This window comes from Enterobacter mori, assembly GCF_025244905.1.
GTDB classification, from domain to species: Bacteria; Pseudomonadota; Gammaproteobacteria; order Enterobacterales; family Enterobacteriaceae; genus Enterobacter; species Enterobacter mori_A.
The window spans coordinates 2,645,555-2,668,437 of the sequence record NZ_CP104285.1 but is presented as its reverse complement, the minus strand read 5'-3'; the positions used below and the strand labels follow the sequence as shown (position 1 = coordinate 2,668,437).

Sequence of the window (22,883 nt, the reverse complement as noted above, 5' to 3'; positions counted from 1 at the left end):
GATGCTGACTACTCTTCTTTCCATACTGACCAATCGCATTCTGTGGAGCTTCCTCGGCGTAACGGCGCTCGCGGCGGTGATCTGGATGATTGGTCCGCTGTTGTCCATTGTGGATACCCGCCCGCTTGAATCTGAACAGAACCGCGTTATCAGTATCGCGGTGGTGTACCTGATCTGGGCCCAGAGCCACATTCTGCCTCGGCTGTATAACGCCTGGCTGAACCGCAAGCTGATGGACAAGCTCAATGAGAACACCACGAAAGCGGACGCGGCCGATCCGCAGAAACGCCTGAATAACGAGGAGCAGATCCTCGCAGGTCGTTTCGACGAAGCCGCGCAGATGCTGAAAAAAGCCCACTTCAGTAAAGCGGGCCACAGCGCGCAGTGGACGCAGCGTTTCAGCACGCAGTATCTCTACCAACTGCCGTGGTACGTCATCATCGGCGCGCCGGGCTCCGGGAAAACCACCGCGCTGGCCAACTCCGGGCTGCAGTTCCCACTGGCGGATCGCTTCGGTAAAACCGCGCTGCGGGGCATCGGCGGCACGCGCAACTGTGACTGGTGGTTCACCAACGAGGCTGTCCTGCTGGATACCGCCGGACGCTACACCACGCAGGAGAGTGAGCAGGTTCAGGACGCAGGGGAATGGCTGGAGTTCATCAATCTGCTGCGTAAGTATCGTCGTCGCCAGCCGATCAACGGTGTGATTATCACCATCAGCATTTCCGACCTGCTTACGCAGTCCGCCGAGGCGTCCCGCCAGCAGGCGGTGAACCTGCGCCAGCGTCTTTCCGAGCTGCATGAACAGCTGGGTATTCGCTTCCCGGTGTATGTGATGGTGACCAAGGCTGACCTGCTCAAAGGCTTCCGCGCCTGGTTTGCCGATTACGACAAAGCGCAGCGCGACCAGATCTGGGGCTTTACGCTGCCGTGGGAGCAGACCAAACACGCGGATTACGACCTGATGGGCAACTTCCAGCAGGAGTTTTCTCTGCTCCAGCAGCGCCTGGATGCCGGGCTGCCGGAGACCATGCTCAAGGAGCACGACGGAAAAACCCGCGCGGAAGCCTATCTCTTCCCGCAGGAATTCGCCGCGCTGCGCCCGCTGCTGGCGGATTACCTGAGCACGGTCTTTGCCCGTTCAAACTTTGAAACCGAATTCTCGCCGCGCGGCATCTACTTTGCCAGCGGAACCCAGGAAGGCATGCCGTTTGACCGCGTGATGGGCGAGCTCAGCCGCGCGCTTTCTCTGCCGGAAGGGGCCGAAAGCGATAGCTGGGATTCCGTCAGCAAAGAAGCCCCCATTCCGGGCGCGAAAGGTCAGAGTTTCTTTATCAAGAATCTGCTGCAAAACGTCATTTTCCAGGAAGCGGGCATTGCCGGAGAAAACCGCTGGTGGGAGCTGCGCAACCGGGCGGTGATCTGGTCCGGTTATGCGGCGCTGCTGGCCCTGCTGGTGATTCTGGGCGGGCTGTGGCTGACCAGTTACGCCAAAAACAAGGCGTATCTGGAAGAGGTTGACGCCAAAGTGCCGGTGCTGGAGCAGCAGAGTAAAGCGCTGCAAAATCAACCTCAGCGCGATCTCTTTGCGCTGCTGCCGTTGCTAAATGGTCTGGTCGATCTGCCGAAGAGCGGTGCCTTTGATGTCAATGACCCGCCCGTATCTCGCCGTATGGGACTTTATCGCGGGGATGACGTCAGCGATGCATCGCAGTCTCTGTATCAGAAAGCGCTGGATCAGATGTTGCTCCCCGCCGTGGCGATGCACATCACCACCTGGCTGCGCAACGACAACGGCAGCGACGTGGAATACAGCTACGAGGCGCTAAAAGCCTACCAGATGCTCTATCAGCCGAAGCACTACGACGGCAAATTCCTGCACTCCTGGGTGATGCTCAACCTTCAGCGCAACCTGCCGCAGGACGTCACTCAGGCGCAGCTTCAACAGCTTGAATGGCATCTGACCCAGCTGCTGGAACCCAAAATTCAGGCTTCACCCTATGCGCTGGATGAATCCCTGGTCGCGCGGGAAAGGGCGCTCATCAACCAGCAGCCGCTCTCGACACGCGTTTACGGTCGTCTGAAGCGCCTGCTGGAGCATGACGAAAACCTCAAGCCGGTCTCGCTTTCCGATCTTGGCGGCCCGCAGAGCGAGCTGGTTTTTTCCCGCAAAAGCGGCAAGCCGGTCAGCGAAGGCGTGCCGGGTCTGTATACCCCAGACGGCTACTGGAAGAGCTTTAACGGCCAGATTGACAGCGTCACGACCGCCCTGCATGAAGATGACGCCTGGGTATTAGGTGCCACCACGGCCCAGGAAGATAAACAGCAGATCGATAACGCGGTGCGCCAGCTTTACATGCGTGACTTTATCGCCAACTGGGATCGCTTTCTCGCCGACATTCAGCTCAATAACAGTGCCGATCTCTCCCAGCGTATCAACACCGCGCGCCTGCTCTCCGGGGCAAACTCACCGCTGCGTCGTCTGGTGCTGAACCTGAGCCAGGTGCTGACGCTGTCGCGCAATGCGCCTGCGCCAGAAGATGCCGGGAAAGCGGAGGAGCAGAGCAACCGTGCTACCCGCACGCTGCAGGCGCTGTTCAGTAACAACGATGCGGCGCCAGCGCAGGGTGCGGTAGCGGTACAGGCTCCGGAGCAGCTGGTGACTGACCACTATGCGCCAATGATTGAGCTGGCGCAGCCGCTGGAGAAAGGCGGAAAGACCATAGTGTTTGACGATTTTCTCAAGCAGGTGGACGAGCTGTATCGCTACCTGACCGCCGTTCAGGACGCGGCCAACAGCGGAATGCCTGCGCCGGGCGGCGACGCAATTAGCCGTCTGCAGGCCAGCGCAGGCCGTCTGCCGGGCGGGCTGCAAACCATGTTCAGCAATATGGCCGTGGGTGCCAGCAGCGATACCCAGCGACGCGATCTGGAAAACGTGCGTAAGCGCATTAACGTGGAAGTGGGCGGATTCTGCCGTCAGGCGATTGCCGGTCGCTACCCGCTGGTGCGCAGCGCCAGCACGGAGGTGACGCCTGACGATCTCGCCCGCATGTTTGCACCCGGCACCGGGCTGATGGACACCTTTTTCCGCGATAACCTGACCAGCAAAGTCGACACCACCCAGGCGAACTGGCGCTTTATGCCGGGGATCGACGGTAAAACCCTGCCGGGCAGCGAAGGGCTGCTGCGCCCGTTCCAGCAGGCGCAGTCAATCCGCGATGCCTTCTTTGCCAATGGGGCGACAACGCCGTCCTATAAGGTCACGGTGCGCACCGTGCGGATGGATAACACCATTCTGAACCTGACGCTGGACGTTGACGGTCAGCTGTTGCGCTACAGCCACGGCCCTCAGGCGGTGCAGATTATGAACTGGCCGGGACCCGGCGGCACCAACCAGGTGCGTATGCAGCTCGGGCTGGCAAACGGCAGTACGGCATCTCTGGTGACTAACGGATCCTGGGCGCTGAACCGCTTTTTCGATAAAGCCCGGACCAGTCCTGGCGCGGGTAGCCTGAGCCGTCAGGCCACCTTCAACGTCGACGGTCATCAGGTCACGCTGGAGTTTGCGCCAAACAGTATCCGCAACCCGTTCCAGCTTCCCCGTTTCTCATGCCCATAACCGCAAGGACAGCCGTATGACGAATACCCCTGCGATGAACCGCTACAGCTGGTATGGCAAATTACCCAGCGCCGGTGACTTTTTGCAGCGTCGCTTTCCTGACACCCTTCAGCGCCAGTGGTCACACTGGTTTCAGGTCGGCCTGCTGGCCTGGCAACAGGAAGAGCAGCGCAGCGGTGAGCGCCAGTTTACGAAAGCCCCGGTGTGGAATTTTGTCGTCCCGCCAATGCTGGGCAGCCAGATGATCCAGATGGGCTGCCTGCTGCCGGGGCGCGATAGCGTGGGTCGACACTACCCGGTCTGCATTCAGCTGAGCTTTAGTCCTGCCGAATGGTCATCGCGTCTGCTTGGCCAGGCCGAAAGCTGGTATCAGCAACTGGGCCGTCTGGGCCTGCACGCGGTGCGCAACGGTTTTTCAGCTTCACAGCTTGACGAGATGTTGATGAGTATCCCGGCGCCGCAGCCCGTTGAGCCACAAAAGCGATCCGACATTCTGGACGTGATTGGCTATGACGATGACGGCCAGAGCACGCTGGGCTGGCCGCAGGCGGCAGAGTGTTTTGACCCGCTGCGTCAGACCAGCTTCTGGTGGACGAACCGCTGCGACGGCTACCCGCTCTACACGCACGTCCACAGCGGCAACTTTACCGGGCAGCTCTTTACGCTGCTGTTCGATCCGGCAGGTGGCGCCCGACCGGGCCGTCACGGTCTTTATCCGCCTATGTTTGAATAAGCAGGGATCTCATGAATATTGAAGAATTTCTCGCGCCGATTAGCGCCGACAAACCCTGTGGCGAAAACCTGGAGTACGACGCCGACTTCCAGGCAATGAATCAGGCCAGTCAGGGGAAAGCGGAACAGCAGTTTGGCGACACTATTATTCCGGCAGAGCCCGCTGACTGGAACACGGTAGAAAAATTCGCTACCAGCCTGCTGACCCGCACCAAAGATCTTCGCGTCCTGCTGGCATTAACCCATGCCTGGACCCGCCGCCGTGGGCTGGCGGGTTATGCAGACGGGCTGTTACTGGTGCAGGAGGCGCTGACCCGTTACTGGGAGCAACTCTACCCGCTGCTGGAAGAGTATGGTGAAACCGATCCGTTCTACCGCATCAACGCCCTCGCCGGGCTGAGCGATAAATCTGACCTCACCGTCGCGGTTCGCAATGCCTCGCTGCTGCGTTCGAACGGCGATGAAATTTCGCTTCGGGATGCCCAGGCGCTGCTCGACGGCAGTAAAATGGAATGTCCCGATTATCCCGGCGGCCGCCCAAGGCTGATTGACGAGCTGGCGCGCGGCGACCAGCCCGGCACCACAGCGGTCATTGTGATTAACGAACGCCTGCTGGCCATTCGCGATCTGCTCACCGGGTATCTTGGTGAAAGCGGCGTACCGGAGATGGAACAGCTGCTGAAAACGGTTGGGCTGGTCGCCAGCGCCTGTCAGGTGACTGACATCAGCAAGCTGCTGCCGAACCGCGATGCAACAGTTGAACAACATGCCGAGCCGCAACCGATGGCCGCGCAGCCTGTGCAACAGGTCACTGACTGGCGCAGCGTGCAGGTGACCAGCCGCGCCGACGCGCAGCTGATGCTGGAAAAAGCGAAACAGTATTTCGCGCAGTACGAACCGAGCCATCCTGCGCCGCTGATGATTGAGCGGGTGCAGCGGCTGTCTGAACTTAACTTTATGGACATTATTCGCGACCTGGCGCCAGACGGCGTTAACCAACTGGAAAACATCTTTGGACGCCGCGAATAACGCGTCCTGGCATTATGACGACAGGCATGGAGCCTGCCGTTTCACCTTCACCGCGCATCTTTGATGGAGAACATCATGGCAATGAGTAACAGTGGACAGAAATTCATCGCACGTAACCGTGCTCCCCGCGTCCAGATCGAGTATGACGTAGAGATCTACGGTGCAGAACGTAAAATTCAGCTGCCGTTTGTGATGGGCGTCATGGCCGATCTGGTCGGTAAACCGGTAGAAAATCTGCCTGCCGTCGATGAGCGTAAATTCCTTGAAATCGACATCGATAACTTTGATGAACGCATGAAAGCGCTGAAGCCGCGCGTGGCGTTTAACGTGGATAACACGCTGACGGGCGAAGGCAAACTGAATGTTGATCTGACCTTCGACAGCATGGACGACTTCCTGCCGGATGCGGTGGCCCGCAAGGTTGAGCCGCTGAACAAGCTTCTGGAGGCGCGTACCCAGCTCTCTAACCTGCTGACCTACATGGACGGCAAAAACGGTGCAGAAGAGCTGATCGCAAAAATTCTGCAGGATCCGACGCTGCTCAAATCACTGAGCCAGTTGCCGAAAAATGACGAAAGTGCGAAAGGTAGCGAGGAATAATCGATGAGCAACCAGACTCAACAACACGAACAGCAGGCGGGTCAGGCGTTCAGCCAGGATGAGTTCAGCGCGCTGCTGAACAAAGAGTTCCGCCCGAAAACCGATCAGGCGCGCTCCGCCGTAGAAAGCGCGGTCAAAACTCTGGCGCAGCAGGCGCTGGAAAACACCGTCACCTTCTCCAACGACACCTACCGTACTATTCAGAACCTGATTGCCGGTATCGACGAGCAGCTGTCACAGCAGGTGAACCAGATCATTCACCACGACGAGTTTCAGAAGCTGGAGAGCGCCTGGCGCGGCCTGAGCTACCTGGTGAACAATACTGAAACTGACGAGATGCTGAAGATCCGCTTTATGAGCATCTCCAAGCAGGAGCTGGGACGCACCCTGAAGCGCTACAAGGGCGTGGGCTGGGACCAGAGCCCGATCTTCAAGAAAATCTACGAGCAGGAGTACGGTCAGTTCGGCGGCGAGCCGTTTGGCTGCATCGTCGGCGATTACTACTTCGACCACAGCCCGCAGGACGTTGAGCTGCTGGGTGAAATGGCGCGCATCGGCTCTGCGGCACACTGTCCGTTTATCACCGGTACCGCACCGGGCGTGATGCAGATGGAGTCCTGGCAGGAGCTGGCCAACCCGCGCGACCTGACCAAGATCTTCCAGAACACCGAATACGCGGCCTGGCGTTCACTGCGTGAATCCGAAGATGCCCGCTATCTGGGTCTGGTGATGCCGCGCTTCCTGTCGCGTCTGCCGTACGGCATTCGCACCAACCCGGTCGACAGCTTTGACTTTGAAGAGCAGACCGACGGCGCGAACCATAACAGCTACTCCTGGGCGAACGCCGCCTATGCAATGGCGGCCAACATCAACCGCTCCTTCAAAGAGTACGGCTGGTGCACCTCGATTCGCGGCGTGGAGTCCGGCGGGGCGGTGGAGAACCTGCCGTGCCACACCTTCCCGAGCGATGACGGCGGCGTGGACATGAAATGCCCGACCGAGATCGCCATCAGCGATCGTCGTGAAGCCGAGCTGGCGAAAAACGGCTTTATGCCGCTGGTTCACCGCAAAAACTCCGACTTTGCGGCCTTTATTGGCGCGCAGTCACTGCAAAAACCGGCCGAATACCACGACCCGGATGCCACCGCCAACGCGCGTCTGGCGTCTCGCCTGCCTTACCTGTTCGCCTGCTGCCGTTTTGCCCACTACCTGAAGTGCATCGTGCGCGACAAAATCGGCTCCTTCCGCGAGCGCGAAGAGATGGAGCGCTGGCTGAACGACTGGGTGATGAACTACGTGGACGGCGACCCGGCAAACTCCTCTCAGGAGACCAAGTCCCGTAAACCGCTGGCGGCAGCGGAAGTGCAGGTGCAGGAGATTGAAGACAACCCGGGCTACTACGCCGCGAAGTTCTTCCTGCGTCCGCACTACCAGCTGGAAGGGCTGACCGTTTCCCTGCGTCTGGTATCTAAACTGCCGTCGCTGAAGACGAAAGACGCGTGATGATAGCTGCCGGTCCGTAAGGGCCGGCACTATGACGTTTAATATGAAACAGATAATGAATTTGAAGGGAAATTGTTGATGAAAAAATTCATTATCTATTTCATCGCTTATTTATTGCTTTTGATTTCGGCAATGGTGTTTTTTACCGCATGCAGTTACTACCTGTTGATCTTTGACTGGCAACAGGATGTTTTGAGAGCGATATTGCACGTACTTTTGCTTGTCGGATGTATTGCTCTCGCGATGTGCATATACGCTACCGGTGTCAAAATCAAAAAGTGTTGTTAATCCTTCACTGACCACTTTAGTTATGCGGAAAGAGAAATCTAATCTGGAGCAGGAGAAACAATGAAGTTACATACCCTACATCTTTTGCTGTTTACCGGTCTGTTGGGAGCGACGCCACTATGGGCTGCTAATGGCCAGAATGATTCATCAAATCTTCTTCGCGACCCGAATTCGCTGTCCCGTAATGATGTACGATTGAGCGGGGAAAAGTTTCTTTCAGCGTGGCTCGCAAAAGATAACGAGCAGGAGCAGCTTAAAGCGAATATGTACTTGCTTGGGGTAATGGATGCGACGGAGGGCAAATCCTGGTGTGGATATACGGTCGCGTTGCCTGGTTCATTACGAGAGAGCATTTACAGCTATTTCAGCAAATTGCCTGAAAACCGTAAGAAAGAAGCTGCAGCATCGTTAATCACAGAGGCTCTGGCGCAGGATTTACCGTGTAAAAAAGGAGTTCAACAATGAAACCGTTGTATGCACAGTTAAAAGCGCAACATTACTCCTCTAACGAAGCGCGTCCGGGTTATGTACCTCGGGATGATCTTTTTAACGAGATAGGTTACGACGCAAGTGTGCTCATTAAGTCCAATCCAGGGTATATGAATACTTGCGCAGTGCGAATGAGCCTTGCTCTTTTAAAGTGTGATGTTAAATTTGAAGGACGTTTGGCTATAAAGAGTGGGCCATATAAGGGTAAACAAATTGAACCTGGTGCGAAGCTTTTAGCTGACCAGCTCTATAAAGCGAGTGTGTTTGGCAAGGCAGAAATCTATACTGATATTCGTGAGGCAGGTCAAAAACTCCGTAACCGTAAAGGTGTGATTTTTTTCAACCGTATAACTAATTACAACGGTGGACACATCGACCTATTGGAGCCGATAGGGGATAACATGATGCAGTGCAATTCGGATTGTTATACCGACTGTAAAGAGATTTGGTTCTGGGAACTGAGATAACGCTATAGCGAAAATAAAGATATTGCCATGTTTAAAAAAACGCTTTGCCTGTTTCTTTTTCTGACTAGTTGCTCATCTTATTCTGCTAACACGGATCTTCAATTCTTTCATCAACAAACTTACAGGCAGGTGATGAAAGACTACGTTTTGGCACGCTGTTTTGCTGGGGTGGCAGATGAAGGTGGTCAGTTTTCTGCTGATGCAGGACTCAGTGCAAGCGCACTCTTGGAGTGGATGCCCTTCGATGTTGAAAATGGCATGGAGAAAATTGATGCTGTTATAAATAAATATAAAAACGAAAAGAACAGCTTTCACTCTGAACGTTCACAAAAAATCAAAGGCGTAACTTTAAATTGTCTCCGTCTCTATCATAGCGACGAACTGAATAAACTGGTTCCTCAGGTAATAGTTGGCGATCCTGACCGTACCTGGATTCAGGATAACCCACAGTAGTAAAAGACTTCACATTCTTACCGTTAATTCCGGGGGGATGTAAGACTGTCAAATGGCTCGGGTCATTTGATATGAGGCAGAGGTAAAATATGGACGGTTTTATTCAGCCCCATGCTTTCCTGTTTGCCATATAAGTGCTTTTTCGAAAGCAATATTGTTCATCCACGAAGAGTAGATATTATGGCTATTGATATGTTTCTGAAGGTCGAGGGCGTTACTGGCGAATCTAAAGATTCTAACCACACCGGCTGGACTGATATTACCTCCTTCTCCTGGGGCGCGTCCCAGCCGGGTAATATGAGCGTTGGCGGTGGCGGCGGTGCCGGTAAAGTTAACTTTAACGACCTGCACGTAAATGCCCTGATCGACAAATCCACTACAGCAGTCCTGAAACACTGCGCAAGCGGTAAGCACCTGACCAAAGTTGAGCTGTCCGTCTGCAAAGCGGGTGGTCAGCAGGTGGAATACACCCGCATCACCCTGGAAGACGTTCTGGTGACTTCCGTTCAGTACACCGGTGCAGACAACGGCGATACTGTGGGTGTGACCTACGCATTCCAGGCTGCGAAAGTGAAACAGCAGTACTGGGAGCAGACCACTGCCGGTGGTAAAGGTGCTGAAAGCAGCGCTGGCTGGAACATCAAAGAAAACAAAGAAGCGTAATTGCGCATGTGGCCGGGGAGTTTTCCCCGGTCTTTATCAACCAGGAAGGAAGATAGCATGGCAAGTTTGCAGGAAGGAGGCGCCCGTCCTCTCACCATTGGCGAAATAGCACTCGCACGCTCGGTTTTTGGTGACGCAATAAAATATTCAGAAGTAAAAGTGCATAATAAAAGCTATTTGCCCTTTAATATGCAATCAAACAATGTCGCGATGACACCCAATGGCGAACTCTATTTTCGGGAGCCGCATTATCGGGACGACTTCTCGACAGAAGTTCCGCGTTATAAACACTGGTTTATTCACGAGATGGTGCATGTTCTGCAGCATCAGATTGGAATGAATGTTCGTACCCGAGGGGCATTCAGTTGGGCTGCAAGTTACAATTATTCCTTACCCCCGGATAAAAAATTGTCGGATTTTGGTATGGAACAGCAGGCTTCTATCATTTCGGATTATTTTTTTCTGGTTAATTACGGCTTGGGTGACTTCCAAAATATTGCCGGATTTGAAGGGATTATCGGACCGGATCTCAAGGATAAATATCAACAGGTGTTATCTCTGTATTTCAAGAACCCTAAGGATCGGCGGGCATGGTTATGAAACAGTTATTCGGTGTATTTGCGGTCACGTTAATGGCGAGCGCCTGTGTGTCTCATCCAGCACAATATCAGCCGCTTTCGGTTACGCTTAAAAACAATGAACCCTGCTTTGCTATCCCCGCTAATTCCGGGTTAGAAGCGCCGGTCATCAGCCATTCTCCAACCATTATGAAAAGAGCTGGAAATGAATGGAAAACGATATCGCCACCGTCAACCTATAGCCCTGCGGTGACGTTAAATATTCAACAGTGCAACCAGTGGCGTGGTATCGCGTGGCAAGCCGGAGAATATGATGTGACACTGAAAGTGTCAGGTAAAAACGATTCTGTGCGTTATGCCGCGCGATTCACTCTGGAAGAAAATGCTGCGGGCCAATTTAAGGTCACTCAGACCGAATAGAATGTGTTACCACCCAAACGCCGCCGTTCTCGCCCCGAGAGCGGCAGCGTTTGAGCGCTAATCATACCAGCAGGAATACGCCATGCGATTCACGATTATTTCTACGAAACCCGGTCATCAGCCGCCGCAAAGCAGCTGTGATTTTTACGCCCCGGGCGGCACCATTGGGCGCGGTACGGATAACAATCTGGTATTGCCGGACAATGACCGCACCATCTCGCGTCTGCAGGCCATTGTTCACGTTGATGCCAATGGCGAATGTCGCGTCACTAACCGCGGCAGCGTTACGCGCGTGGTGTTGAACGATATTCCACTGGAGCGCGGGCGTCAGGTCGAGCTGCAGGATGGAGACGTTCTGGGTATTGATGACTACCGCATCGAAGTGGCTGAAATTATTCACGACACGCAGCCGGTGAGCCGCATGGCGGCCAGCATGCAGCAGCAGGTTCGTCCAGCCGCGCCAGCACCCGCGTCGCAGCCGAAACCGGCGAGTGCCGCACCGCGCGGGAAAGCCGAGCCGACCGCCGTGCCAACGGAGATCTGGGATAGCCTGATGCAGGAGTTCTCCATCTCCGACAGCATCTCAAGCAACCGCACAAAACCTCAGCCTGCGGCGTCACAGGATCCGTTCTCCCAGCCTGCTGCGCCAGAGCGTAACGCTGAAGATCCGCTGGCGATGTTCAACGACAGCGATCCGAAGCTTGAGCGGAAGAACGTTGACCCGGACACGCTGTTCAGCGATGAAGCATTGTTCAAAAAAGAGAGCATCTTTGACGACATTACGCCCTCAACGCTGGTGCCGCCGGTTGAAACTAAGCCAGCCGAGCCTAAAGAAGAGGCGGCGGATGAACTCGATCCGCTGGCCCTGTTTGGCGGTACGGCCAGCGCACCTGCCGCGCGTAATGATGACCCGCTCGGGCTGATGGGCGGTGCACCGTTGACGCACCCGGATGACATTGTCGAAGACAAGTCGGAGTCAACGCCTGCGCCAGTTGAGGAGGAGGATGTACTCGCCGATTCTCCGCTGTTCGCCCCTGAGCCGCAGGAAGCCCCGCGTGCTGTTGAAGAAGAGCCCGCGCGTCCGGATTACGCAGGGTTTACCATGCCGACCCCACAGGCCGTTGCGCGCAGTAGCGCTCAGGCACCGAAGGGCCGCCTGCGTATCGACCCGGTCAATAATGCGGCCTCTCCAGCCGCCACCGCTAACAGCGGCGAGAAAGGCGACGTGTTGCAGGGCGAGCTGCTCGAGGCGCTGCTGGAAGGCATGGGCCTGAGCGAAATGCAGCCCGTCCCGCAGTTTGACCGTGAGAATATGCGTCAACTGGGGCAGATCCTCGGCATGTTCTCTCAGGGCACCGTGGCGCTGCTTTCCTCGCGCTCCATCCTCAAACGCGGCGTGAAAGCCGATATGACCATGGTGCTGGACGATGCCAACAACCCGTTCAAGCTCCTGCCGACCGGGAAAACCGTCTTGATCCAGATGTTCGGTACGCCGATGCCGGGCTTTATGCCGCCGACCAAATCCGTGCGCGACGCGCTTATCGATTTGCAGGCGCACCAGCTGGGGATGATCTCCGGTATTCGCGCCATCATCGCCGCAATGCTGCAGTCCTTTAACCCGGAACAGCTGGAAGAACAGGCGAAGCAGAACGGCATGACCTCCCGTCTTGCGCTGCCGGGCAGCCGCAAAGCCGCCCTGTGGGACTACTTTGTTCGCAGCTATGGCGAGACGGCAGGCGAGATTGAGGATGACTTCCACACCCTGTTCGGCGAGGCGTTCCTTCATGCGTACGACATGGAGGTGAATCAGTACAAAGACTCACAGAGCGGATCGGAAGAGAAATGAATATCGCAACGGCTTCTCTCTCCCGCCAGGGGACGCGCGCCAGCAACCAGGATCAGACGGGAGAAACCATAGGGGAACGTTCAGCCTGCTTTGTCGTCTGTGACGGCATCGCGGGGTTGCCGGGCGGTGAGGTGGCCGCTGAGCTGGCCCGTAACAGCATTATTTCCCGCTTTGATGGCGACAAGCACCTGAATGCGCAGCATATTCGCGACTATGTGCAAACGGCGAACCGCACCATTCTCAGCGAACAGCAGGCGGTTCAGGATTACCGTAGAATGGGCACAACGCTGGTGAGCCTGTTTATTGACCGGGATTACCGTCTGGCCTACTGGGCGCACGCCGGAGACAGCCGCCTGTATCTGTTTCGCCGTGGCTGGCTGTGGCATGTGACCACCGACCACAGCCTGGTGCAGCAGATGAAGGATGCGGGGCATCAGACCGACGATCTCAACAGCAACCTGCTGTACCTCGCGCTGGGGATTGAAAACGGTGGGCCGGAAGCGAGCTACAGCGACGTGGTGCAGGTGGAAGACGGCGATGCCTTTTTACTCTGCACCGACGGTTTCTGGCACGGCGTCAGCGAAGAGCAAATGAAGCAGTCGCTGCATATGGTCAATACGCCGCAGGAGTGGCTGACCTTAATGAACCAAATCATTCAAAAGAATGGTGAGCAGGAGGGGAATGCTCAGGACAACTACACGGCCCTGGCGGTGTGGATGGGCAACCCTCAGGACACCACTTTGCTGCATACGCTCTCTGACGCAGCGCAATTTCTTCCCTGCGGAACTGATTAGACACACAAGGAACGATATGAAACTTTGGCTATCGGGTTTGGCACTTCTGGCGGTGACCTCCACCGCGCAGGCTGATAATTTCCGCATTGTGCAGTCGCCTGCGCAGAAGCTGGATATCTGGATCGACAACATCAAAGACAACACGCCGCAGAGCTGGTGTAAGCCTGAAGTGGCGCTGCGTATTGTGGCAAACGGTAAGAAAGACGTCTCCGTGCTGGAAAACTTTGTGCCGCGCCTTGGCTCACTGCTGGAACACCAGTGCAGCAAAGTGAATACTCTCAGCTGGACGCTTAACGACCCGGCCGGCGTCACGCTGGCTGAGGGTACCGCAGGGAAAGCGCAGGATTGGGCGCTGGTGGTGAAACAGCAACAGGCGGCTCCCGCCAGTACCGCCGCCAGCGGCGTGCTGCTGCCGCCGGATCAGAACGCTGAAGCCCGTACCGTGGCTGCTGACCGCACGCCCTGGCAGGAATTTACCCTTCAGGACGGCTGCCATCTGCGTACGTTCTGGGAAGGCGGTTCCTCTGCGCCCGCACTGTTCATCCCGGACACCGACACCACCCGCTGCGGCAACGGCAGCTGGCTGAGCGGCCATACCGTTATCTCTCAGACCCGCAACGGCGAGCAGAAAGAGATGGCGGTGACCTACGTTCACGGCTTCCCGGTCATGGGCCTGAACAAAAGCGCCGATCCTGAAAACGCCCTGATCACCTCCGTCAACAAAGAACGCATGGTGTTCAGCACGCAGAACAGCGATCAAAGCTGGATGATCCTGCCTTACGACAACGCCCTGAACGGCTGGAAAAGCAACGGCACGGTGGCGGTAGAGATTTCCCGCGAGATCGCCAGTGATGACGCCAAACTGCAGGCGCGCATTGCCGAAGCCAAACAGACCTGGGGCGCGTGGGTGACTCCGGGTACCTCGCTGAATATTGTCCTGATTGATACCCTGCGTCCTCAGCTGCGCGATCCCGCAGTGGGCGCATGGCGCGCGGCAAACTAAGGAGTGGCGATGAATACGCTTTATCAACACCTGGCGGGTGAGCCGCTCAGCGATGCGCTGCGTCGTCTGGAAGCCGATATCAAAGTCCGTCCGGCAGATGCCGATCTCCGTGCCGCATTTGTACAGTTTCTGATCCTCAGCGGGAACTGGACGCGCGCCCTGACCCAGCTGAAAAGCTGGGTGGCGCTGAAGCCCCAGGCGAAGCCCACCGTTACGCTGCTGGAGCAATCCATCCTGGGCGAGCTACAGCGCGCGCAGGTGATGGCGGGGCAAGCGCGTCCGGCTATGCCTGACACCCTGTGGCCGTGGCTGACAACCCTTGCTGCGGCGTTGAGCGAAGAGGGCGAGCGAGCGCAGACGCTGCGTCTGGACGCGCTTGACCAGGCTCAGGCCAACCCAGGCCGCATCATCCTCGAAAACGACGAGACGCAGGCGTTTGACTGGCTGATGGACGGCGACGCCCGCCTCGGCCCGGTGTGTGAAACCCTTGTGAACGGCCGTTATTTCTGGCTGCCGTTTAGCGCTATCGCCGAGATCCGTTTCCAGGCACCCGCCAGCGTCGCCGATCTGGTCTGGCGTCACGCGCTGGTGCGTCTTACCGACGGTACGGAGCAGGTGTGTCAGATCCCGGCGCGCTATCCGTTTGCTGAAGACGCTTCGGATGCCGTCATGCTCGGGCGTACGACCGAATGGTTGCCGCTCGAGGCTGACGGTACGCTGTACGAAGGGCGGGGCCAGAAGGCGTGGCTGAGCGAGCAAAGCGAATACCCGCTGCTTTCCCTGAACCTCGTGACGTTTGCGACGGATGAAGCTGATGAGTAATCCCGCTGGCGAAGGCGATTTGCTGCGCAGCGGCTGGCAAGCACGCAGCAAGCAGGAGAAGGTGGGGGCGCGCGATAAAATGCAGCCCTCGCTGCTGGATCGCCTCACCGATAACGACCCGGAAAAAAAACGCGAGTCGGCCAACAGCAATCTGATTACTCACGCTGCGCTGCGCCGCAATGTCCTGCGCGATCTACAGTGGCTGTTTAACACTATCAATCACGATGCCTCCGGTGATTTGAGCGCCTTGCCGCACGTGAACCGCTCGGTGGTCAACTTCGGCGTCGCGCCGCTGGCCGGGAAAAGAATGTCGGATATCGAATGGCACGATATTCAGCGCAAGCTCACCGAGGCCATCATCAATTTTGAGCCGCGCATTTTGCCGCAGGGGCTGCAGGTCCGCTGCGTGTCGGATACCTCCTCGCTGGATCTGCACAACGTGCTCTCCATTGAGATCAAAGGGCGTTTGTGGTGTGTGCCGTACCCGCTGGAGTTTCTGTTTCGTACCGATGTCGATCTGGAAAACGGCCATTTTGAACTGAAAGATGCGGGGTGATCATGGAAAGTAAACTGCTCGAATATTACAACCGTGAGCTGGCCTACCTGCGCGAAATGGGGGCCGAATTCGCCGAACGCTATCCTAAGGTCGCCGGACGGCTGGGCATGCGCGGCATCGACGTGGCGGACCCGTATACCGAACGTCTGATGGAGGGGTTCGCCTTCCTGACCTCCCGCGTGCAGATGAAAATGGACGCGGAGTTTCCGCGCTTCTCCCAGCGTCTGCTGGAGATGATCGCGCCTAACTATCTCGCGCCCACGCCGTCGATGGCGATCGCGGAGATTGAACCCGACAGCAGCCGGGGTGACCTGAGCAAGGGCTTCATTGTGCCGCGCGGTACCATGATGGATAGCCTGGCGCTGAAGAAGACCGGCGTGACCTGCAGCTATACCACCGCGCACGAGGTCAACCTGCTGCCGCTGAAAATCGACAAGGTCGAGCTGGGCGGCGTGCCCGCCGATCTGCCGCTCGCGCAGCTGGGGCTAAGCCAGCGGGGGATCAACAGCGCCTTACGGATCCGCATCGCCTGCGACGGCCCGCAAAACCTCGGGCACCTGGATTTCGACCGTCTGGAATTCTTCCTCGGCGGTCCGGATATTGAAGCGCTGAAGCTGCTGGAACTGGTGATGGAGCAACACGCCGGGATCGTCTGTCAGACGGTTAGCCCGCAGCCGCAGCGACAGCTGCTGGCGTCTGACGCGTTGCGCCAGGAGGGCTTTGAGCCTGACCAGGCGCTGCTTCCGGACGATCTGCGTAATTTTGACGGCTACCGCCTGCTGCAGGAGTATTTCGCGTTTCCGGCCCGCTTCCGCTTCATTAGCCTGAGCGGCCTGAGCACGCTTATCGAACGCTGTGAAGGCGAAAAAGCCTTCGACATCTTCATTCTGCTGGATAAGACGGATCAACAGCTGGAGCGGGTGGTCGATGCCAGCCATCTGGTGCTGCACTGTACGCCGGTCATCAACCTGTTCCCTAAGGTCGCGGCGCGTCAGAAGCTGAATGAAGGCCAGCATGAATACCATCTGGTGGTCGATAACATTCGTCCGCTGGATTATGAAATTTACGCGGTCAAAAAAATCCATGGCAGCGCGGACGGTCAGCGTGATGACCAGACGTTTCGTCCATTCTGGAGCACATGGAGCGGCGATGCGGGCAACTATGGTGCCTATTTTTCCCTGCGTCGCGAACAGCGCGTGCTATCCGAGCACGCCCTGCGCTATGGCACCCGCACCGGCTATATCGGCTCGGAGGTTTTCGTCTCGCTGGTGGACGAGCAGCATGCCCCCTGGCAGGAAAACCTGCGCTATATCTCTGCCGAGGTGCTCTGCACCAGCCGCGACCTGCCGCTGATGCTGCAGCAGGAGCTCGGGCAGTTCATTATGGCCGACTCCATGCCGGTGAAATCCCTGACCCTGCGTAAAGGGCCGACGCCGCCGCGTCCGGCGCTGGCAGAAGGGTTCAGCACCTGGCGGCTCATCAGCCAGCTACAGATGAACTACCTCAGCCTGATGGACAGCGAAAACGAAGAGGGTGCAGCCGCGCTACGCCAGCTGTTAGGGCTGTACGCCAACCTGGCCGAAACGCCCGTTGCGCGTCAGGTGGAGGGGGTACGCCACTGCGTGCTGGAGCCGGTTCACCGCCGCGTGCCTGAACCCGGCCCGGTCGTCTTCGCCCGCGGGATCGGCATTACCCTGACTGTCGATGAGCGAGCTTTTTCCGGTGCCAGCCCGTGGCTTTTCGGCAGCGTGATGGAACGTCTCTTTGCCCGTCTGGTGTCCATCAACAGCTTTACGGAGTTCACCCTGAAAAGTCAGCAGCGCGGCGAGATTGGCTACTGGGCGCCGCGCATGGGTAAAAGGGCGCTGATATGAGTGACACTGCTACACCGCTGCGCATACATCGTCTGACCAGGCTGCCAGATGCGTTCTGGAGCGGGGTCCGTGAGACGCCCTGGCGCTACGATCTGTTTCAGCTGTTAAGGCGCATTGATGCCCAGGGCGGCGAGCGTTACCCGCTGGGACGCGCGCCGCTGCCGAAATTTGAGCCGCTGCGTATCGGCCAGCAGCCGTCGATGAGTTTTGCACCGTCGACGCTGGCCCAGGTACGTCAGCGGGAGGAAAGCGGGCTGCATGAGGTGTCTATCCTCAGCTTCGGCCTGTTTGGCCCGAACGGCCCGCTGCCGGTCCACATGACCGAGTACGCCCGCGAGCGTATTTATCATCATCAGGACACCAGCCTCAGCGCGTTTGCCGATCTGTTCCACCACCGCCTTGCGCTGCTGTTTTACCGCGCCTGGGCGGATGCGCAACCGGCGGTCTCTCTGGATCGCGCTGATAACAGGCGCTTTGAGGGCTACCTGGCGTCGCTGATTGGCATGGGGCAGCCGGGTCAGATGAACAAAGGCAGCCTGAGCGCGCATGCTCGCTTTACCCACGCCGGACACCTGACCCGTCACGGGCGGGATCCGGAGGGGCTGGAGAAGATCCTGCGCAACTATTTTAAAGCGCCGGTCAAACTGGTGAGCAACGTGCCGCAGTGGATGCCGCTTTCTACGCGCGAGCAGGCGCAGCTGGGAGCAGGACGGCGCATGCCGCGCATGGGTGAGTCCGCTTTTCTCGGCGTCGCCGTCCGCGACGTGCAGCATAAGTTTCGCATCGAAATTGGCCCGCTGAGCGCGGAGGAGTACAACCGTTTTCTGCCGGGTGAAGCGTGGGTCACCGAGCTGCGCGACTGGGTGCGTCAGTACGCCGGGGTGGAGTTTGAATGGGAAACACGGGTGATCCTGCGTGAAGACGCGGTGCAGGGCACCACGCTCGGCAGCGCCGGGCGATTAGGCTATAACACCTGGCTGGGCCTTCAGCCGCAGCCTGTCCCGCGTGGCGATCTGGTGTATCGCGCAGAGCGGTAATCCTTCCGTATACCGAATCATTGTTAATGGAAACTAACATGTCAGAAATTAGCCGTGCCGTGCTTTTCGGCAAACTGGATACGCTGTTATTTACCTCTCTGGAAAGCGCCACTGCGTTCTGCAAGCTGCGCGGCAACCCCTACGTTGAGCTGGTGCACTGGCTGCATCAGCTCATGCAGCAGCAGGATGGCGATCTGCAGCAGGTCATCCGCCACTTTGCCCTTGATGAACAGCAGCTGACGCGCGATATCGTTGCGGCGCTGGATGTGCTTCCGCGCGGGGCGAGTTCCGTTTCCGATCTCTCCGAACACATCGACAGCGCCGTGGAGCGCGCCTGGGTCTTTGGCTCGCTGAAGTTTGGCGTGAGCCGTATCCGCGGCGGCCATTTGCTGATCGGCATGCTTAAAACCTGGAATCTGGCCAACGTGCTGAAAAGCATCTCGGCGCAGTTCACCCGCCTTAACGTCGAGGTGCTGATTGAGCAGTTCGACGCTATCTGCGCCAACAGCAAAGAGACGCAGCAGGCCGCTGCCGCCGTCGATGCACCGGCGGGTGCGGTACCGGCGGCGCAGGGGACGCTGGCCCAGTACGGCCAGGACCTGACCGCCCGCGCCCGGGAAGGGAAGATTGACCCGGTTGTTGGGCGCGACGAGGAGATCCGCCAGATGGTGGATATTCTGATGCGCCGCCGCCAGAACAACCCGCTGCTGACCGGGGAAGCCGGGGTCGGCAAAACTGCCGTCGTTGAAGGGCTGGCGCTGCGTATCGCCGACGGCGACGTCCCGGAGCCGCTGCAAAACATTCAGCTGTGGCTGCTGGATATCGGCATGCTGCAGGCCGGAGCAGGCATGAAGGGTGAGTTTGAAGCCCGTCTGCAGGCGCTCATTAACGAAGTCCAGTCCAGCGCCACGCCGATTATCCTGTTTATTGATGAGATCCACACCCTGATTGGCGCAGGCGGCCAGCAGGGAACCGGCGATGCGGCGAACCTGCTGAAGCCCGCGCTGGCACGCGGTCAGCTGCGCACCATCGGGGCCACCACCTGGGCGGAGTACAAAAAATACATCGAGAAAGACCCGGCGCTGACCCGTCGTTTCCAGACGGTGCAGGTTCACGAGCCGGATGAAGCGAAAGCCATTCTGATGCTGCGCAGCACCGTGTCACCGCTTGAGACGCACCACCAGGTGCTGCTGCTCGACGAAGCGGTCAGCGCGGCGGTGAAGCTGTCGCACCGATACATCCCGGCGCGTCAGCTGCCGGATAAAGCCGTTGCGCTGCTCGACACCGCCTGCGCCCGCGTCGCGGTCAGCCAGAGCGCGCCGCCTGCGCAGCTGGAAGACTGCCTGCGCCATCTTGCCGCGCTGGACGTGGAAATTGAGATTGCTGAGCGCGAAGCGCGCGTCGGTGCCGGTGACGCCAATCGCGTGACGGCTTTACATGACGAACGCGAGGCGTATGAAACAAAACGCGAAGCTCTGGCCCAGCGCTGGGAAGAAGAGCGCAGCCTGGTGCAGGAGATTATTCGCCTGCGCGCCGCGCTGTTTGCGGCGGGCGATGAAGACAGTGCTGAGCTGCGCCTCCAGCTGGCGGAGCAGCAGCAGGCGCTGAACGCCTTACAGGGTGACGAGCCGCTGCTGTTTGCGGCCGTAGATGAAAACGTGGTTGCCGCGGTGGTCTCTGACTGGACCGGGATCCCGCTGGGCCGGATGGTGAAAAACGAGATCGACGCGGTGCTGAACCTCGCCGACACGCTGAACCAGCGCGTTATCGGCCAGCGTCACGGTCTGGACCTGATTGCCCGCCGCGTGAAAACCTCCCGGGCGAAGCTTGACGACCCGAACAAACCGGTGGGCGTCTTTATGCTGTGCGGCCCGTCCGGCGTCGGTAAAACCGAAACCGCGCTGGCGCTTGCGGAATCATTGTACGGCGGCGAGCAGAACGTTATCACCATCAACATGAGTGAGTTCCAGGAAGCACACACCGTTTCCACCTTAAAAGGTGCGCCTCCGGGGTACGTAGGGTATGGTGAAGGCGGGGTGTTGACCGAGGCCGTGCGCCGCCGCCCGTATAGCGTGGTGCTGCTGGACGAAATTGAAAAAGCGCACCCGGACGTCCACGAGATCTTCTTCCAGGTCTTTGATAAAGGCTGGATGGAAGACGGCGAGGGGCGGCACATTGATTTTCGCAACACCATTATTATTCTGACCTCCAACGTTGGCACCGAGCTGATTAGCGCCATGTGCGCCGATCCGGAGCTGATGCCGGAGCCGGAGGCGTTAAGCGGCGCGCTGCGCCAGCCGCTGCTGGAGGTATTCCCGCCGGCGCTGCTGGGTCGCCTGCTGGTGGTACCGTACTACCCGCTCAGCGACGAGATGCTGGGGCTGATTGTTCGCCTGCAGCTCAAGCGCATTCAGCGCCGTCTGGAAGAGAATCACGGCATTATTTCTGAGTTTGACGACAGCGTGGTGGAACAGATTGTTCAGCGCTGTACCGAGGTGGAGTCCGGTGGCCGCATGGTGGATGCTATCCTGACCAACACCTTACTGCCTCAGATGAGCCAGATCTTACTTACCGCCAGCCGCAGCGATGAGCAGTTCCGACGTCTGCACGTCACCTGCGAGCAGGGCGAGTTTCACTGTCAGTTTGCCGCGTAATAATCATCAAGAGAACTGTAAAAGATGACGGATAATGATAACAATCGGACTGTCCCAAACGCGCTCCCGGTCGGGTACCGCTTCAACGAGTTTGAAATTAAAGAGGTGATCGGCGGCGGCGGTTTTGGCATTGTCTATCGCGCGTGGGATCACCAGCTCGAACGCACTATCGCTATCAAAGAATTTATGCCTTCCTCGCTCGCCGTGCGCGGCGACGACATGACCCTCGTGCTGCGCAGCGAGCGCTTCGGCAAAGCGTTTTCCGCAGGCCTGAACAGCTTTATTCAGGAAGCCCGTCTGCTGGCGCGCTTTAACCACCCGAACCTTCTGCACGTCCTGCGCTTCTGGGTACAAAACGACACGGCCTACATGGGGACGCTGTTTTACAGCGGCACCACGCTTTCGCGCCTGCGTGAAGAAAAGCCGGAGCTGATCAACGAGGCGTGGATCCGCCGCACGCTGCCGATGCTGTTCGGCGCGATCAAGACTATCCACGACGAAGGTTACCTGCACCGCGACATCTCTCTGGATAACATTCAGATCCAGGATAACGGCCTGCCTGTGCTGCTCGATTTTGGCTCCGCGCGCCGCACCATCGGTAACCTTTCTGATGAAACCGAAACCATGCTGCGCCCGGGCTTTGCGCCGATTGAGCAATACACCGACGACAACGAAAGCGAGCAGGGTCCGTGGACGGATATTTACGCCCTTGGTGCCGTGCTGCGTACCCTGATTGTGGGATCTCCACCGCCGGTTAGCGTGGTGCGCTCTATTCAGGATACCTGCAAACCGCTGGTGGAAATCATGCCCCAGGGTTATTCCATCCCGCTGCTGCAGGCCATTGACCGCGCGCTGGCGCTGCACATGGAGGATCGTCCGCAGTCTATCGACGAGTTCGCGGCGCTGATTGAGATGCCTGTGGCAGGAATCGATGATGTCCTGGTGGCCAAAAAGCCGGGCACGATGCTGGTGCCGGTGGAAGAAGACGCTGCTACGTCTGCACTCGACTGGCGGCGTTATAAAATACCGGGGCTGGTCGCTGCGGGTGTGCTGGTGGGGGTAGTTGCGGGTGCGATGTTGTTCGGCGGCAGCGATCAGGACGCGACGCAGCAGACGGCTGCCGTGAGTCCACCACCAGAGACCACCGACACCGCGCCGGAAACCAAGCCGGAGGCTGCGAAGGTGAGCGAGACGGCACCACCAGTTGCCACCGCGCAACAGAGTGCGCCGCCTGTCGACGCCAGCCCTGTCGCGCTGGTCTATATCCGCATGCACGATGGCGAAACGTTGAAGGTTAACGGCGAGCCAAAAGCGCTGCGTCCGGGGAATAATGGCTACGCATCGCTTAAATTACCCGCGGGTGAGATCAGAATTGACCTGGAAGTGAATGGAAGAACGCGTACCCAGACGCTGGATATTACGAAGCCAGGGACCTGGCTGGTGAATCCGTAAG

20 protein-coding genes are annotated in these 22,883 nt (G+C 58.0%); all 20 read left to right on the top strand.

The features are described 5' to 3' along the window. Position 1 precedes the first annotated feature (1 nt). Positions 2-3,622 carry a type VI secretion system membrane subunit TssM gene (gene tssM / locus N2K86_RS12600; protein ID WP_260658820.1) on the top strand — a complete coding sequence of 1,207 codons (3,621 nt, stop codon included), beginning with the start codon at positions 2-4 and terminating at the stop codon, positions 3,620-3,622. Positions 3,623-3,638: 16 nt separating this feature from the next. After that, positions 3,639-4,355, top strand: coding sequence for a type VI secretion system-associated protein TagF (gene tagF / locus N2K86_RS12595; RefSeq protein ID WP_010432823.1), 717 nt, complete (start codon positions 3,639-3,641; stop codon positions 4,353-4,355). An 11-nt stretch (positions 4,356-4,366) separates the two neighbouring features. Beyond that, positions 4,367-5,383: a type VI secretion system protein TssA gene (gene tssA / locus N2K86_RS12590; protein WP_260658819.1), complete on the top strand. Its 1,017-nt coding sequence runs from the start codon at positions 4,367-4,369 to the stop codon at positions 5,381-5,383. A 75-nt stretch (positions 5,384-5,458) separates the two neighbouring features. Then, complete coding sequence (gene tssB / locus N2K86_RS12585; RefSeq protein WP_010432827.1) at positions 5,459-5,983, top strand: type VI secretion system contractile sheath small subunit; 525 nt, start codon at positions 5,459-5,461, stop codon at positions 5,981-5,983. Between the two features lie 3 nt (positions 5,984-5,986). Then, positions 5,987-7,486, top strand: a complete 1,500-nt coding sequence (tssC, locus tag N2K86_RS12580) for a type VI secretion system contractile sheath large subunit (protein WP_028018712.1) — start codon at positions 5,987-5,989, stop codon at positions 7,484-7,486. A gap of 348 nt (positions 7,487-7,834) precedes the next feature. Beyond that, entirely contained in the window at positions 7,835-8,239 is a 405-nt protein-coding gene (locus tag N2K86_RS12575) for a Rap1a/Tai family immunity protein (RefSeq protein ID WP_260658818.1), read from the top strand. Further along, positions 8,236-8,730 (top strand): type VI secretion system amidase effector protein Tae4, encoded by a 495-nt coding sequence (locus tag N2K86_RS12570; RefSeq protein WP_260658817.1) that lies wholly within the window; start codon positions 8,236-8,238, stop codon positions 8,728-8,730. The genes N2K86_RS12575 and N2K86_RS12570 overlap by 4 nt, the downstream gene beginning before the upstream one ends. A gap of 27 nt (positions 8,731-8,757) precedes the next feature. Next, the gene (locus tag N2K86_RS12565) at positions 8,758-9,183 is read left to right on the top strand and encodes a type VI secretion system amidase immunity protein Tai4 (RefSeq protein ID WP_260658816.1); all 426 of its coding nucleotides are present in this window, start codon (positions 8,758-8,760) and stop codon (positions 9,181-9,183) included. 180 nt (positions 9,184-9,363) lie between these two features. Then, positions 9,364-9,846: an Hcp family type VI secretion system effector gene (locus N2K86_RS12560; RefSeq protein WP_010432842.1), complete on the top strand. Its 483-nt coding sequence runs from the start codon at positions 9,364-9,366 to the stop codon at positions 9,844-9,846. A gap of 57 nt (positions 9,847-9,903) precedes the next feature. Further along, on the top strand, positions 9,904-10,446 hold the full coding sequence (locus N2K86_RS12555) for a hypothetical protein (RefSeq protein ID WP_260658815.1): 543 nt from the start codon (positions 9,904-9,906) through the stop codon (positions 10,444-10,446). After that, entirely contained in the window at positions 10,437-10,844 is a 408-nt protein-coding gene (locus N2K86_RS12550; RefSeq protein WP_407065230.1) for a putative T6SS immunity periplasmic lipoprotein, read from the top strand. Before N2K86_RS12555 ends, N2K86_RS12550 begins: the two co-directional genes overlap by 10 nt. A gap of 82 nt (positions 10,845-10,926) precedes the next feature. Further along, on the top strand, positions 10,927-12,690 hold the full coding sequence (tagH, locus tag N2K86_RS12545; protein WP_260658813.1) for a type VI secretion system-associated FHA domain protein TagH: 1,764 nt from the start codon (positions 10,927-10,929) through the stop codon (positions 12,688-12,690). Continuing rightward, complete coding sequence (locus N2K86_RS12540; protein ID WP_260658812.1) at positions 12,687-13,484, top strand: PP2C family protein-serine/threonine phosphatase; 798 nt, start codon at positions 12,687-12,689, stop codon at positions 13,482-13,484. Before tagH ends, N2K86_RS12540 begins: the two co-directional genes overlap by 4 nt. A 16-nt stretch (positions 13,485-13,500) precedes the next feature. Next, positions 13,501-14,487 (top strand): hypothetical protein, encoded by a 987-nt coding sequence (locus N2K86_RS12535; RefSeq protein WP_260658811.1) that lies wholly within the window; start codon positions 13,501-13,503, stop codon positions 14,485-14,487. Positions 14,488-14,496: 9 nt separating this feature from the next. Then, positions 14,497-15,309 (top strand): type VI secretion system accessory protein TagJ, encoded by an 813-nt coding sequence (locus N2K86_RS12530; protein WP_260658810.1) that lies wholly within the window; start codon positions 14,497-14,499, stop codon positions 15,307-15,309. Beyond that, positions 15,302-15,865 (top strand): type VI secretion system baseplate subunit TssE, encoded by a 564-nt coding sequence (gene tssE / locus N2K86_RS12525; protein WP_010432861.1) that lies wholly within the window; start codon positions 15,302-15,304, stop codon positions 15,863-15,865. The genes N2K86_RS12530 and tssE overlap by 8 nt, the downstream gene beginning before the upstream one ends. 2 nt (positions 15,866-15,867) lie before the next feature. Continuing rightward, a complete protein-coding gene (tssF, locus tag N2K86_RS12520; protein WP_260658809.1) occupies positions 15,868-17,739 on the top strand; it encodes a type VI secretion system baseplate subunit TssF in 1,872 nt (623 codons plus the stop codon). Further along, positions 17,736-18,776: a type VI secretion system baseplate subunit TssG gene (tssG, locus tag N2K86_RS12515; RefSeq protein WP_260658808.1), complete on the top strand. Its 1,041-nt coding sequence runs from the start codon at positions 17,736-17,738 to the stop codon at positions 18,774-18,776. Before tssF ends, tssG begins: the two co-directional genes overlap by 4 nt. Before the next feature lie 38 nt (positions 18,777-18,814). After that, complete coding sequence (gene tssH, locus N2K86_RS12510) at positions 18,815-21,430, top strand: type VI secretion system ATPase TssH (RefSeq protein WP_260658807.1); 2,616 nt, start codon at positions 18,815-18,817, stop codon at positions 21,428-21,430. Between the two features lie 24 nt (positions 21,431-21,454). Further along, positions 21,455-22,882 carry a serine/threonine protein kinase gene (locus N2K86_RS12505; RefSeq protein WP_260658806.1) on the top strand — a complete coding sequence of 476 codons (1,428 nt, stop codon included), beginning with the start codon at positions 21,455-21,457 and terminating at the stop codon, positions 22,880-22,882. The last annotated feature ends 1 nt before the right edge of the window (position 22,883 follow it).

Excerpts from the sequence above, each read along its gene's own strand:
- tssM (WP_260658820.1), top strand. The coding sequence starts at position 2 with ATGCTGACTACTCTTCTTTCCATACTGACCAATCGCATTCTGTGGAGC.
- tagF (WP_010432823.1), top strand. The coding sequence starts at position 3,639 with ATGACGAATACCCCTGCGATGAACCGCTACAGCTGGTATGGCAAATTA.
- tssA (WP_260658819.1), top strand. The coding sequence starts at position 4,367 with ATGAATATTGAAGAATTTCTCGCGCCGATTAGCGCCGACAAACCCTGT.
- tssB (WP_010432827.1), top strand. The coding sequence starts at position 5,459 with ATGGCAATGAGTAACAGTGGACAGAAATTCATCGCACGTAACCGTGCT.
- tssC (WP_028018712.1), top strand. The coding sequence starts at position 5,987 with ATGAGCAACCAGACTCAACAACACGAACAGCAGGCGGGTCAGGCGTTC.
- N2K86_RS12575 (WP_260658818.1), top strand. The coding sequence starts at position 7,835 with ATGAAGTTACATACCCTACATCTTTTGCTGTTTACCGGTCTGTTGGGA.
- N2K86_RS12570 (WP_260658817.1), top strand. The coding sequence starts at position 8,236 with ATGAAACCGTTGTATGCACAGTTAAAAGCGCAACATTACTCCTCTAAC.
- N2K86_RS12565 (WP_260658816.1), top strand. The coding sequence starts at position 8,758 with ATGTTTAAAAAAACGCTTTGCCTGTTTCTTTTTCTGACTAGTTGCTCA.
- N2K86_RS12560 (WP_010432842.1), top strand. The coding sequence starts at position 9,364 with ATGGCTATTGATATGTTTCTGAAGGTCGAGGGCGTTACTGGCGAATCT.
- N2K86_RS12555 (WP_260658815.1), top strand. The coding sequence starts at position 9,904 with ATGGCAAGTTTGCAGGAAGGAGGCGCCCGTCCTCTCACCATTGGCGAA.
- N2K86_RS12550 (WP_407065230.1), top strand. The coding sequence starts at position 10,437 with ATGGTTATGAAACAGTTATTCGGTGTATTTGCGGTCACGTTAATGGCG.
- tagH (WP_260658813.1), top strand. The coding sequence starts at position 10,927 with ATGCGATTCACGATTATTTCTACGAAACCCGGTCATCAGCCGCCGCAA.
- N2K86_RS12540 (WP_260658812.1), top strand. The coding sequence starts at position 12,687 with ATGAATATCGCAACGGCTTCTCTCTCCCGCCAGGGGACGCGCGCCAGC.
- N2K86_RS12535 (WP_260658811.1), top strand. The coding sequence starts at position 13,501 with ATGAAACTTTGGCTATCGGGTTTGGCACTTCTGGCGGTGACCTCCACC.
- N2K86_RS12530 (WP_260658810.1), top strand. The coding sequence starts at position 14,497 with ATGAATACGCTTTATCAACACCTGGCGGGTGAGCCGCTCAGCGATGCG.
- tssE (WP_010432861.1), top strand. The coding sequence starts at position 15,302 with ATGAGTAATCCCGCTGGCGAAGGCGATTTGCTGCGCAGCGGCTGGCAA.
- tssF (WP_260658809.1), top strand. The coding sequence starts at position 15,868 with ATGGAAAGTAAACTGCTCGAATATTACAACCGTGAGCTGGCCTACCTG.
- tssG (WP_260658808.1), top strand. The coding sequence starts at position 17,736 with ATGAGTGACACTGCTACACCGCTGCGCATACATCGTCTGACCAGGCTG.
- tssH (WP_260658807.1), top strand. The coding sequence starts at position 18,815 with ATGTCAGAAATTAGCCGTGCCGTGCTTTTCGGCAAACTGGATACGCTG.
- N2K86_RS12505 (WP_260658806.1), top strand. The coding sequence starts at position 21,455 with ATGACGGATAATGATAACAATCGGACTGTCCCAAACGCGCTCCCGGTC.